General features: G+C 62.2%; 14 protein-coding genes and 1 pseudogene. 14 read left to right on the forward strand and 1 reads right to left on the reverse strand.

Going from position 1 to position 12552, the window contains the following annotated elements:
• Positions 1 to 37: 37 nt before the first annotated feature.
• The 14 genes and pseudogenes from gspG to KZJ38_RS37080 all read left to right on the forward strand — a co-directional run bounded on the left by gspG (position 38) and on the right by KZJ38_RS37080 (position 11398).
• Entirely contained in the window at positions 38 to 424 is a 387-nt protein-coding gene (gene gspG / locus KZJ38_RS05010; protein ID WP_246641642.1) for a type II secretion system major pseudopilin GspG, read from the forward strand.
• Positions 425 to 447: 23 nt separating this feature from the next.
• Positions 448 to 1632: a type II secretion system F family protein gene (locus KZJ38_RS05015; RefSeq protein ID WP_219799061.1), complete on the forward strand. Its 1185-nt coding sequence runs from the start codon at positions 448 to 450 to the stop codon at positions 1630 to 1632.
• A 4-nt stretch (positions 1633 to 1636) separates the two neighbouring features.
• Complete coding sequence (locus tag KZJ38_RS05020; protein WP_219799062.1) at positions 1637 to 3325, forward strand: GspE/PulE family protein; 1689 nt, start codon at positions 1637 to 1639, stop codon at positions 3323 to 3325.
• Between the two features lie 22 nt (positions 3326 to 3347).
• Positions 3348 to 4181, forward strand: a complete 834-nt coding sequence (locus KZJ38_RS05025; protein WP_219799063.1) for a hypothetical protein — start codon at positions 3348 to 3350, stop codon at positions 4179 to 4181.
• The gene (locus KZJ38_RS05030; protein WP_219799064.1) at positions 4178 to 4768 is read left to right on the forward strand and encodes a hypothetical protein; all 591 of its coding nucleotides are present in this window, start codon (positions 4178 to 4180) and stop codon (positions 4766 to 4768) included. Before KZJ38_RS05025 ends, KZJ38_RS05030 begins: the two co-directional genes overlap by 4 nt.
• A complete protein-coding gene (locus KZJ38_RS05035) occupies positions 4765 to 5277 on the forward strand; it encodes a hypothetical protein (RefSeq protein ID WP_219799065.1) in 513 nt (170 codons plus the stop codon). Before KZJ38_RS05030 ends, KZJ38_RS05035 begins: the two co-directional genes overlap by 4 nt.
• Positions 5277 to 5885: a hypothetical protein gene (locus KZJ38_RS05040; protein WP_219799066.1), complete on the forward strand. Its 609-nt coding sequence runs from the start codon at positions 5277 to 5279 to the stop codon at positions 5883 to 5885. Before KZJ38_RS05035 ends, KZJ38_RS05040 begins: the two co-directional genes overlap by 1 nt.
• Positions 5882 to 7729 (forward strand): secretin N-terminal domain-containing protein, encoded by a 1848-nt coding sequence (locus tag KZJ38_RS05045; RefSeq protein WP_219799067.1) that lies wholly within the window; start codon positions 5882 to 5884, stop codon positions 7727 to 7729. Before KZJ38_RS05040 ends, KZJ38_RS05045 begins: the two co-directional genes overlap by 4 nt.
• A gap of 17 nt (positions 7730 to 7746) precedes the next feature.
• The gene (locus tag KZJ38_RS05050) at positions 7747 to 8214 is read left to right on the forward strand and encodes a type II secretion system protein (RefSeq protein WP_219800119.1); all 468 of its coding nucleotides are present in this window, start codon (positions 7747 to 7749) and stop codon (positions 8212 to 8214) included.
• Between the two features lie 5 nt (positions 8215 to 8219).
• On the forward strand, positions 8220 to 8597 hold the full coding sequence (locus tag KZJ38_RS05055) for a type II secretion system protein (RefSeq protein WP_219799068.1): 378 nt from the start codon (positions 8220 to 8222) through the stop codon (positions 8595 to 8597).
• The gene (locus tag KZJ38_RS05060) at positions 8597 to 8815 is read left to right on the forward strand and encodes a hypothetical protein (RefSeq protein ID WP_219799069.1); all 219 of its coding nucleotides are present in this window, start codon (positions 8597 to 8599) and stop codon (positions 8813 to 8815) included. Before KZJ38_RS05055 ends, KZJ38_RS05060 begins: the two co-directional genes overlap by 1 nt.
• Positions 8785 to 9225 (forward strand): type II secretion system protein, encoded by a 441-nt coding sequence (locus KZJ38_RS05065; RefSeq protein WP_219799070.1) that lies wholly within the window; start codon positions 8785 to 8787, stop codon positions 9223 to 9225. The genes KZJ38_RS05060 and KZJ38_RS05065 overlap by 31 nt, the downstream gene beginning before the upstream one ends.
• Before the next feature lie 166 nt (positions 9226 to 9391).
• Positions 9392 to 9847: pseudogene (locus KZJ38_RS37075) on the forward strand (carbohydrate-binding protein); the annotation flags it as partial.
• Between the two features lie 396 nt (positions 9848 to 10243).
• Positions 10244 to 11398: a chitinase gene (locus KZJ38_RS37080; protein ID WP_425518346.1), complete on the forward strand. Its 1155-nt coding sequence runs from the start codon at positions 10244 to 10246 to the stop codon at positions 11396 to 11398.
• 34 nt (positions 11399 to 11432) lie between these two features.
• Here KZJ38_RS37080 and KZJ38_RS05075 read toward each other — a convergent pair whose 3' ends face one another.
• The gene (locus tag KZJ38_RS05075; RefSeq protein ID WP_246641643.1) at positions 11433 to 11981 is read right to left on the reverse strand and encodes a lytic transglycosylase domain-containing protein; all 549 of its coding nucleotides are present in this window, start codon (positions 11979 to 11981) and stop codon (positions 11433 to 11435) included.
• Positions 11982 to 12552: the final 571 nt, after the last annotated feature.

A 12552-nucleotide genomic window follows, 5' to 3' on the forward strand; every position in this document is an offset into this window, starting at 1 on the left:
TCCGCAACGATCTCCAGGCCGCTGGCGAGGTTTCACCTTGCTCGAACTGCTCGTGGTGTTGCTCATCATCGCGCTGCTGGCGGGCTATGTCGGTCCGAAGCTGTTCGGCGAAGTCGGCAAGGCGCGCAGCAAAACCGCAGCGTCGCAGATGAAGGGGATTGAAAGCGCGCTCGATCGCTACCGTCTCGACACGGGGCACTATCCGCCGAGTGACGTCGGCCTGGCGGCATTGATGACGAACCAGGGCAGCACGCCAGGCTGGGAAGGTCCGTACATGACCAGTGCGATTCCGAACGATCCATGGGGCAAGCCCTATATCTATCGGGTGCCTGGAGAAAACGGAAAGGACTACGACCTCTTCACTTATGGCGCAGATGGCAAGCCGGGTGGAACGGGCGAGGATGCGGACATCTTTTCGAAGTAAAACGATCCTGATCGGCGGTCGTCATGCGCTACCGGGTGACAGTCAAGAGCGAGAGCGGCGAACAGGAATTCGAATTGCCGGGCGACGACGAGGCGCAGGTACGACGGACCGTAGCGGAGATGGGCATGTCGGTCGTCGGCGTCGCGCCGATGGAAAAGCGCACGTTCTCGCTGTCGTTTCGCAAGCAGGTATTCGAGCGCTCGCTTTTTACGCAGGAACTGATCGCACTACTGGAAGCGGGACTGAGCCTCGTGGAAACCGTCGAAACGCTACGCGACAAGAGCAAGGAAGGCATCAACCGCACGGTGCTGGAGACGATAGTCAATGCGCTGTACGAAGGCTTGCCGCTATCGAAGGCGCTCGAGCGGCAGCCCGATGAATTTCCGGCCCTGTACGTGGCCACGGTCGCATCGGCGGAGCGCACCGGCCATCTTGCCGAGGCGCTCAAGCGTTATCACCACTACGATGCCCGGCTCGATTCCGTGCGCAAGAAAGTAGTAGCGGCGATGGTGTATCCGTCGATCGTGATCGCAACGGGGACCTTGATCATCGTCTTCCTGGCGTTTTATGTGATTCCGAAGTTCAGCCAGGTGTTCGCGTCGATGAAGGACATTCCGTTGTCCGCGAAAGTGATGGTGTGGTGGGGAGACCTCGTTCATGAACACGGCGCCGTGTTGCTCGTATGCCTTGCGCTGGGCATCGCGGCGATCGGCTGGTCGCTTGGCAACGGCAGGATCCGGACGAAGATCATGAACGTGCTGTTCCGCTTCCGGCGCCTCGCGACCTATCAGCGGCTTTTTGCGCTGACGCGCTTTTACCGGACGCTCGGTTTGCTGCTGTCGGGTGGCATGTCGGTGGTCGCGTCGATGGAGCTCGCGGCGCAGTTGCTGCCGCGGCAGATGCAGGCAGCGCTGGCGCAGGCGGTCGAATCGATCCGCGCGGGCCAGGCGCTGTCGGCGGCGCTGCCGTCTGCCGATCTGACCACGCCGGTCGCGGAACGGCTGATTCGTGTCGGCGAGCAGAGCGGCGAGCTGCCGGCGATGATCACGCGCTCGGCCGAGTTCTGCGACGAAGAGCTCGATCGCGCGATCGATACGTTGATGCGTGTCGTCGAGCCGGTGCTGATGCTCGTCGTGGGCGGCATTGTGGGAGCGGTGATTTTTCTGCTGTACATGCCGATATTCCAGCTTGCGGGCAGCGTGGGGTGAAATCATGGCGCAACTGCTCCACGCTCAAACGGCGGCTAATACAGCGGCTCCAGCGCTTAAGGCCGAAGACGAAACGCCGGATGCGCGCAACATGCAGGCCCGCTTATGGGACGAAGCAGAGCACGATCCGTCGGTCTATCTGCAGCGCGTCGCGGCACTGACCGGGTTGCGCGGCCTCGACGCCGAGGAACTCGAAGCGATGGAGCCCTGTTTCGACCGGCTGCCGTTTGCGGAGTCGATTTCGCGCAATTGCGTGCTGATCCGCGACGGCGACAGACAGCGGCTTTTCGTGCTGCCCGATCCGTTCGACCGCCATCTGCGCGCATGGGCGATGCAGCGCGTCAAGGCCAGCTTCGCCTTCGCTTTTTGCGTGCCCGCCGACCTGCTCGCGTATCTCGCCGTCCACGAGTCCGCGCATCAGGCGCTCACGCAGATCAGTGTTGGCGACGCCGCGAGCGCCACGGCGGAAGCCGGCATGGAAATATCGCTCGCGACGCTCGCGGCCGATGTGCATCCGGTCATCCGTCTCGTGAATTCCTCGCTTTACGATGCGTTGAAAGCGCGCGCGTCGGATATTCATATCGAAAGCACGGCGACAGGGCTCGTCATCAAATACCGCATCGACGGCGTGTTGCAGACGACGGCGTCGACATCCGGTGTCGACGTCGCCGAACAGGTGCTGTCGCGCCTGAAGGTCATGGCGGACCTCGATATCGGCGAGCGCAGAGTGCCCCAGGATGGGCGCTTTCGCGCCATCATCAATCAGCGCGAGATCGATTTCCGCGTGTCGATCATGCCGTCGATTCACGGCGAAGACGCCGTACTCCGCGTGCTCGACAAGCAGCGAGGCGACTCGGGCAGCACGTCGCTGCGCCTCGATGCGATTGGCCATGAACGCGATATCGTCGAAGCGCTTCGTGCAGTCGCGCATGAACCCTATGGGCTCATTCTCGTGACCGGGCCGACCGGTTCGGGCAAATCCACGACGCTGTACGCGACGCTGACGGAAATCAACACCGGCGAAGAAAAGATCATCACGATCGAAGACCCGGTCGAATACGAATTGCCGGGCGTGCTGCAGATTCCGATCAACGACAAGAAGGGCCTTACGTTCGCACGCGGACTCCGGTCGATCTTGCGGCACGACCCGGACAAGATTCTCGTCGGCGAAATACGCGACGGCGAAACGGCGGGCATCGCGGTGCAGGCCGCATTGACGGGGCACCTCGTGCTCACGTCGGTTCACGCCAACAACGTGTTCTCGGTGCTCGACCGCTTCCTGCATATGGGCGTCGATATGCACAGCTTTGTCGACGCGCTGCTGGGCGCGATGGCGCAGCGGCTCATGCGCAAGAACTGCCCGCATTGCGTTCGCGACGACGCCGCGCCGGACGATGCTTTGCTGCACGCATCGGCATTGACGCGCGAACAGGTACGCGACTGGCGCTTCCGCAAGGGCGTAGGTTGCGAAGCATGCCGGCGTACCGGCTATCTCGGCAGGCAGCCGATCGGGGAAGTGCTGCGCCTTAATGATCGGATCAAGCAATGCTTTGTCGAGCGGCGGCCGATGGTCGAATTGAAAGAGGCTGCGCAGCAAAGCGGGTTTATCCCGATCAGGCAGGTCGCGCTGCGCGCGGTAGCCGACGGGCGTACGACGCTCGCCGAAGTCAATCGCGTGACGATGATCGAATAGCGCGTGAGCGACGGAGATCCCGATGGCCCTGTCATGGAGTCGCATCACATCCGGCGTACGCGCGGCGAACCTGACGCAATGGTTGCGCTCGCGGCCGCGCCGCGAGGTGAAATGGTGGAGCCAATCGACCGTTTGGCTCGACGGTTATCGCGCATGCCGCTTCGACGCATCGGGACAGGTCGAAGCGGTTTTCCCTCTGGCGAGCCCCTATGAAATTTCAGCCGCGTTACCCGCACTCGATGCATTGCTTCCTAAACCGCAGACGCTTGGCGTGCATCGTCTGCGCGTGCTCATCGGTGCACCGTTCGTTTGCTACTACGCGTTGCCGTGGCGCGCCTTGCCGCGGCCCGTCGACTGGCTTCCGCTGGCGCGCATGCAGTTCGTGCAGGGCGGGGGCGGCGGCGCCGAGGCCTGGCGCTTCAACGTACAGGACCACGGAGGGGGACGCGCACGCCTTGCCGCGGCGGTGCCCGAACTGCTCTGCGAGTATCTTGCGCGCCAGTGCAAGCAGCGCCGAATCAGCATGCATACGGTCGAACCCGCGTACACCTATGCCGTATCGCGGCACCGCCGGCATATCGCGGACGGCGAAATTGCGGTGGTCGAACTCGAGGAGATGGAATCGAAAGGGGTCTACATCGCAAACATAGGATTTCGAAGCAAGGGGCATTGGAGCGGTTTCGTCACGCTGCCCGCGCTGGAGCCGTTCGATCTGGTGTTTCGCGATGCTGCGAGCTTGTGCGATGCGCCGCTGCCCGAGCGGATTTATGTGATCGCGCCCGATACCGTGGACCGCAACGCCGCCGATGCGTCGCGAACGCACTGGCTGAGCGTTCCATGGAGGGTTCCGGTATGAAGGCACGCCGGCTCGACATGGCAGCGGCGAATCGCCCGGACGCGGCGCCGGGCATCGTCGCGCTGCTGTTGGCGGTCGCGCTGCTGCTCGTCGCGATGCGATATCTCGATCATCTGAAAAGCGATGGCGAAGCGCTCGACGAGCGCGAAACGTCGATTGCAAAGCAGGAGCAAAAGTACCAGGTGATTGGCAAGGCGCATCGGAATCCCGGCAACCCGCATGCCGAAGAACTGATGGCGCAGCAGCGCTATGCGGCGGAACCGGCGCGCGATCTGATCGAAAAGGGATGGAGCCCGAATATCGCGCTGCTCTCGCTGGAAGTGGTCACGATGTCGCGGCAGATCAACATGGTTTTCGAAACGCGAACGGCACAGGAGGCGCTGTCGTACGCGGACTGGATCGAGGCTCAGCCCGCTACCGAGCGCGTGAATGTGACGCGGCAGACGGAGAAACCGGGGCCGCCCGTCAAATCGGTCGAAACGACGCTGCAAATCACGTGGCGCGCGAATGCGGGTCAAGCCATGACGAGCACGGCGACAGCGTCAGCTTCCGCTGCGGCCTTTGCACCGACGGAGGCGCATCGATGAACCGGCTGCTTTGGGAAGCGCGGCGGATGCAGTGGCGTCTCGGCACGCCCGGCCTGCTCGCGGCGGTTCTTGTCGGCGCGGTGATCGCGATCGCTGTGTTCGAGATCGTGCCGACGGCGCGCGATATCGCGACGCGAGAACATGAACTCGATACGCGGACGGCAAAGCTCGCTGAACCGCCCCCGCCGACACCCGATGAAGCAGTGGGCCCTGCTAGCCCGGACCAGCGCTTCTTTGTCTTCCTGCACAGCTTCCACGCGATCGCGCTGAAGAACGGCATTTCGATACCGCAGGTCAGCTACGAGCCGCCCAAGGAGGATGGGGCGCTTAGGCGTTATGCGGTGACAGCGTCGTTTGCGAGCACTTATCTGCAACTGCGCAGCTTCTTCGCAGACCTTCGGCGCTTGCCCGGCGTGCGGTGTCAGCGCGTGGCGGTTTCCCGGCCGGATATCGGCGCGACCCAGCTCGACGTACGCATTCAGTGTTCGTTTCTCGTTGAGGGAGCGTAATGAAGGGCGTCGATGTCAGGTCGATGAATATCTCGAGGCCGGTGCAGGGCCTGCTCGTCGTGGCTGCCGGTCTGGCCGCGTTCGCATACTGGAAGGGACATGAAGCGCCTACCTCGATGTCACACGAGCGCAACGCGCCCTCGATCACGGCTTCAGCCACGCGGGCCGTTTCGCGAAGCGAGGCTGCCGTGCCTCCTGCTTCGGACGCTGCACGCGCTGCAAGCTCAGGAGGTACCGCTTCGGCAATGCCGGCGCCGCCAGCACCCGCGCCGGCGATGGTCGACGTGTTTCCGAGCCAGAACTGGCTGCCGCCGCCTCCTCCGCCACCTCCCGTATCCGCTGCGCCGCCACCGCCGCCTGAACCGCCGCCGTTGCCGTTTGTCGTTCGCTCGTTATGGCTCGATCAGCACGGCGCCCTCTATGTCGTGCTGAATGCGGCCAGCAAGGATTTCATGTTGTGCGCGCAATGCGACAGGAAAGGATTTTTGCGCGCCGGCGATGTGTTGCTCAACGTGTACCGGATAGAGAGCGTGAGCGACCAGGGCGTCCGGTTTCTCTATCTGCCGTTGAAGCGCAAGCAGCAGTTGACGTTTGGAGGAGGCCGATGATGCGGCTCGTCCGGTTGACCTTATCGCTGTTACTGATTCTGCTCGCGGCGTGCGCGGGAGACATGCGCCGCCAGCAGCTCGAGACGCAATTGAGCACCTTGCCGCCTGATCAGGCGCTCGAGTTGCTCGCCCAGCAGTCGGCTCAATACCCTGAGGACCTGCAGGTTCGCAGCGAGTATCTGCAAATGCGCCGCCGCGTGATGGAAGACTATCTGACGCGCGCGACGACGGCCTACTATGCGAACGACCTTGCGCAGGCACGCATGTGGGTGCAGAAGGCGCAGCAGGCGGCGCCGGGCGACGACAATCCCGGCCAGATGCTCGAATGGATCGATACGCAAGGACCGATCGATTCGGCAGTGCAGTACGCGGAATCGATCCGCACAGAAAGACCGGATGAAGCGCTTGCGATAGCCAACAACGTGCTCAGACGGCAACCCGGCAATCAGCGCGCCGCGCGTTTGCGCGACGACTTGCAAACGCCACGAGGCCGCGAGCTGACACCTACGTTGACGCGCGACCTCAGTCAGCCGATCACGGTGCAGTTCCGCGATCAGCCGCTGATCAGCATTTTTGAGCTCGTTTCGAATATCACCGGTTTGAATTTCACGTTCGATCACGACGTCGCGGCCACGGCGCCGACAACGATCTTCGCGACCAACACGCCTGTCAAACAGGTGATGGCAATGGTGCTTCAGGCCAATCAGCTTTCGAGCAAAGTGGTCAACGGCACATCGCTGCTCATCTATCCGAAGCGGCAGGACAAGGAAACCGAATACCGCGATCTCGCGGTGCGCACGTTTTATTTGCAGAATTCGCAGGCGCCGCAGGTGCTGGCCGTGCTCAAGCAGATGGTGAAGACGCGCGACGCGGTGGTCGACGAGCGCACCAACGCGATCATCATGCGCGATGCGCCGGAGACGATCGCGGTGGCGGAGCGCCTGATCGCGGCAATGGATGTGACGCCTGCCGAGGTCGTGATCGAGGCGCAGATCATCGAGGTGTCGTCGACGGACCTGCTGCAGCTCGGCATACGGTACCCGGACCGGATCGAGTTCGGCATACGGCCGACTCCCGACGAGACGGATACGACGTCGCTGCCTGCGGGCTTCGTGTCTCTCGATGAACTGCATCATCTGAACAGCAGCGATGTGATCGTGCGGCTCGGCACGATCGGCATCGACTGGCTGCAGAGCATGGGTAAAACGAAGACGCTGGCGAATCCGCGGATCCGCGTGCGAAACCGCGAGAAGGCGAAAGTGCTGATCGGCGACCGCCTGCCGGTTGTGACGACCACGCTGTCCAGCAATTTCAGCTCCGAGAGCATCAACTACCAGGACGTCGGCCTGACGCTCGAAGTGCAGCCGTCGATCGTCAATTCGCGCGAAGTGCAGGTCAAGCTGAAGCTCGAGGTATCGAATGTCACCGATACGATCACGACGAGCAGCGGCCTCGTCGCGTATCAGATCGGCACGCGCACGGCCGAGACGGTGATGAGCGTCAACAACAACGAAACGCAGATTCTTGCCGGGCTGTTACAGCGCAACGAGCGCACCGGTGGGCAGGGTCTTCCGGGCTTGAGCCGGATTCCGATACTCGATCGGATCTTCGGCACGAAGGTCGACGATGAAAAGCAAACCGAACTGATTTTGCTATTGACGCCGCGCATCGTGCGCAATCAATCGCTACCCGCGGGAAATGCGGTCGCGTTCGATTCGGGTACGGAAACGCGCATCACGACCGAAGGCAACGAGCTGACTGGTGGAACGGCGATCAAGGTGCCGCCGAAGGGCATGACCACGCCGCCGCCGGCGCTCGCGCCGCCTGGCGGGAAGAAGCCGTAGCCCGCGTGGAAACGATCATGCAGCGCGGCTTCACGTTGATCGAGATGCTCGTCACGCTGGCGATCATGGCGGCGCTTGCGATGGTCGCGCTGCCGCTTACGCAGATCGCGGCACAACGAGAGAGGGAAGAAGAGTTGCGGCGCGATCTGTGGCGGATTCGCGATGCGATCGATGCGTATAAGGCGGCAGCGGAAGCGGGAAAGCTCGACCGGACGGTCGGCGACAGCGGATATCCGCCGACGCTGAGCGCGCTCGTGGAAGGCGTGCCGGACAAAACGAGCCCGACGCACTCGCGCCTGTACTTTCTGCGGCGCATTCCACGCGATCCGATGTGCGATTGCCCGAGCAAGGCCGATGCGCAGACGTGGGGCAAGCGCAGTTACGCAAGCCCGCCGGATTCGCCGAGCGAAGGCACGGATGTGTACGACGTGTATTCGCTGTCGGAGGAGCAGGGGATCAACGGAATTCCGTACCGGAAATGGTGATTGAAATGGCTAGGCGTACTTTCCGCGCTTTTACGCTGATTGAACTGCTGGTCGTGCTGGCCATCATTGCGACGCTTTTAACGATCGTTGTGCCGCAGTTTTTCGGGCAAACGGATAAGGCGAGGGAAACGGTGCTGCGCGAGAACCTCAGCATGATGCGCGATTCGATCGACCGGTTCCGCGCGGACCAGGGACGGTATCCGGAGACGCTCGACGAACTCGTCACGCGGCGCTATCTGCGCGAAGTGCCGATGGACACGATTACACAAAGCCGGAGCACGTGGAAAGTGGCGCCAGCGCCTGATGGGAAGCCGGGCGTCTATGACGTGCATAGCGGTGCGAAAGGCAAGGCGAAAGATGGGACCGATTACGCGAACTGGTGATGGTTTCTTTTGCGGGCTGGCGTGCGGGCGTGAGCGTTGGCGCGGGCGTGGGTGTGGACGTCGTGGCGGCTGCGGCTGCGGTGGCGGTGGCGGTGGCGGTGGCGGTGGCGGTGGCGGTGGCGGTCGCGGTCGCGGTTGTGGTTTCGGAGGCGGGCTCGGCTACCGGCGGCGTGAGCGTGGTGTCGTCATGTTATGGGCGCTCGTGTGCGTCGCGCTGATATCGATCTACCTGATGAAGGTCGGCGAGATGTGGGCGACGAATATCACGCGTGCCAACGAAGACGAGTTGCTCAGAAGGGGCGACGCGATTCGCAACGCGATCGACAGCTATGTGCGCGCGGAGAGCAATGGCGTTTTTCCACGAAGCTTCGACGATCTCTTGCATGACCCGCGGGTGTCGTACCCGCGTCGGCATTTACGCGCGGTGTACGGCGATCCGATGACGCACGGCGACTGGAAGCTTGTGACGGGCCCCAATGGTGAGCTGTATGGCGTTTATAGCGAAGCGGACGGTGCGCCGCTGAAACGGGATGGCTTCTCCGATGCGGACGTGAGCTTTTCGCTGCAGACGAGTTATCAGGAATGGAAGTTTGTGGTCTATCCGAGCAACGGGATGGTCAGGCGGTGAGGGTGGTGAGTTGGAGAGTGGGGTTGGGTCGGAGCGTGCGGTTTGTCGTTGAGATCTGCGATGCCGGCGGGGCGCGTGATGGTCGAGCGTACAGGATGGATCGCGATTGAGCGGAGGCGATATGAAGTCATATGTTGATAAAAGGTTCGCTTTGATGCCGGCTGTGATGGCGCTCTATGCCGTCGCTGGTTATGCACAACAGGCGTGGCAGGAAGGTGCGACCTATACCGCGGGCACGACGGTGACCTATAACGGACGCTTGTATCAGGCGCTGCAAACGCATACGGCGTATCCGGGCGCGGGTTGGACGCCGTCGGCTTCGCCGACGTTGTGGCGAGATGTGGGGGCGGCTGGGGGGACGCCGACACCAACGCCAACGCCAACGCCAACGCCAACGCCAACGCCAACGCCAACGCCAACGCCAACGCCAACGCCAACGCCAACGCCAACGCCAACGCCAACGCCAGCGCCAACGCCAACGCCAGCGCCAGCGCCAACGCCAACGCCAACGCCAACGCCAGCACCTGCACCAACTCCAGCGGCCGGAGGGTGCTACGCCACATGGTCGGCCACTCAGGCATATGCAACGCCGGGGACCAAGGTGACTTACAACGGACACAACTACAAAAACAAGTGGTGGACGCAAGGCGACAACCCCGCACAGTCGGGCGCCTGGGGCGTTTGGGAAGACTTGGGCGCGTGCTCCGGTGGCTCGACACCGACGCCGGCACCAACACCAGCGCCGACGCCGACACCGACACCGACACCGACACCGACGCCAACACCGACGCCAACACCGACGCCAACACCGACGCCAACACCGACGCCAACACCGACGCCAACACCGACGCCAACGCCAACGCCAACGCCAACGCCAACGCCAACGCCAGCCCCCACCCCCGCGGCCTACAAGCCAAAGATCACCTACATCCCCGAACCTGCCGGCTATCCCACCACCGCGGACTTCAGCAAAGCGGAAAGCGCGTTAGTCGCTCAATCGCAGGGTCGCATCGAGATCATGCGCGACGCTCTGCGCGTGTTGCCCGATTCCGATGTCGACGCCGTCGTGCCGGGGCGCGCCGCCAATCCGTCGAACGTGAAGCGGGTCGAGTCGATTATCAGCGAGCAGAAGTTCAACGAACTGTTTCCGGTGCGGAACATCGCGTATTCCTATGTGAACTTCCTGCGCGGCATCGCGAAGTTCCCCGCGTATTGCGGCGACTATAAGGACGGGCGCGACGCGAATGCGATCTGTCGCAAGCTGCTCGCGACGTCGTTTGCGCATTTCGTTCAGGAGACCGGTGCAAACTGGCCATCGCTAACGCCGGCGCAGGCCCGGTCCGGGTATCCGGATCACAACAATCCGGTGCTCGCGACGATGCCGCAGGACGCGGCGATCCCGTTCTGGAAACAGGCGCTCTGGTTCCTGCGCGAATCGGGCTACGAGGAGGGCTCTTCGGTCGGCGCATATCAGCAATGCGCGCCAGGTTCGCATGCGACGAACTGGATCTTCTATCCGTGCGCGAAGAACAGCAAGGGGCAATATCTCGACTACTTCGGACGCGGCGCGAAGCAGTTGTCGTGGAACTATAACTTCGGTCCTTTTTCGCAGGCGCTCTACGGCGATCCGAACGTGCTGCTCGACAATCCCGGCCGCGTCGCCGATACCTGGCTCAATTTCGCCTCCGCCGTGTGGTTCGCCGTCACGCCGCAGACGCCGAAACCGCCGATGACATGGGTCATCGACGGCACGTGGAAACCCAATAACGTCGATCTGGCCAACAACATGAAGCCGGGCTTTGGCGCGACTATCTACATCATCAATGGCGGTATCGAATGCGGCGGTGGAGGGGCCGAGCGAGCGCAGGTGCAGAACCGTATCGCGGCCTACAAGGAAACGGCGCGCGAACTCAATGTAACGATTCCGTCCGACGAGCCGCTCGGATGCGCGAATATGCGCGGTTTCGCGGAAGGTTCCGCCGCCGCGACGCAGGCGTATCTGGACAAGGATTACTCATGGGCGAACGGCAAACCGGTGACCGGATGCAAACTCGTCGATTACCAGATGCCGTTTTCGCTGATCACGCCGGGAGACTACAAGGCATGCACCGACTATTTCTTTAGAGGCAAGGTCGAGTACAACGGTCAGACCGTGATCGACAACACGAAGTGAGATCGAGCCTTGTTGCGAAGCAGGCGTGTGGGCGCTATTGCATGTTGCGGTAGCGGTCCGCAAGCCGCTTCACGCGAGAGACGTAGTACTGCGTCTCCGGAAACGGCGGGACATCGTTGTATCGCCCTACCGCGTTTTCGCCTGCGTTGTAACCGGCCAGCGCCTCATCGAGGTTGCCGTTGAAGCGTCTGAGCAGCCACGCGAGATACTGAACGCCGCCCCGGATGTTCTGCGCGGCATCGAATGTGTCGCGCACGCCGAAACGGACCGCGGTGGCCGGCATCAATTGCATCAGTCCTTGTGCTCCGGCTGCGGAGATCGCATGAGGCTCGAAGGCGGATTCCGCGTGTATCACCGCGCGCACGATCGCCCGATCGACGCCGAAATCGAGCGCGGCCGCTTCGATTTCCTGTTGATAGGCGCGTGTGTTCAACACGAGCGTCGTGATGTCGACGTTTTGTGTCGGTGCGCAGAGGAAGCATGTCGTCGAGAAATGCAATTGCACGACAGGCACGTTCGACGGAAGTGCGACCGGCTTGCTGCTGGAGTAGTAACGGATGCCGTTGTCGACGTAGGAATACATCGTCGCGCGTGGTTCAACTGCAAGAGGCTTTGTCGTGCGGGCGCTGGAAGTTTGCGCTGCATCGAAATGCATTGGCGCTGAATAGAGCGGTATCACGCGACGTGCGGGATGAGGCATGGTAGCGGACGGCGCGATGGCACGTCCTGAAGAAACGTTCCCGCTAAAAGCGATGCTTGTTTTGCCATTGCGATAGAGCGCCGTTTGGGTGACGGCGGGTCGATCGAGAACGGTTTTGATCGAAGCGCACGTTGTTCCGGCTATCTGGTCCGTCGCATAACTAACGGAGTTATCGCTGCCTTCGCATTTCAGCATCGCATGGCAGGGCGCCGCCGCAAGCAAAGCGAGTGGAAGCGTACAGGCCAGAAGCAGACTGTGGGTGGCGAGACTATTTCGTTCAGGTAGGGGTGAACGGCACATACGGTTTCTTCGCGTTTTGCATTGACCGTCTGATATAGCGCGCACGTGTGCCGGAGGCAGGTTTGCTAGCGGCGAACGAAGGCTCGGAATGATGCCTGCGCGGCTATCGGTGAATTGAATCTAGTGCAGATTCGCAGGCATCGCCAGTATCGGT

It is taken from the genome of Paraburkholderia edwinii (assembly GCF_019428685.1).
Taxonomy (GTDB): domain Bacteria; phylum Pseudomonadota; class Gammaproteobacteria; order Burkholderiales; family Burkholderiaceae; genus Paraburkholderia; species Paraburkholderia edwinii.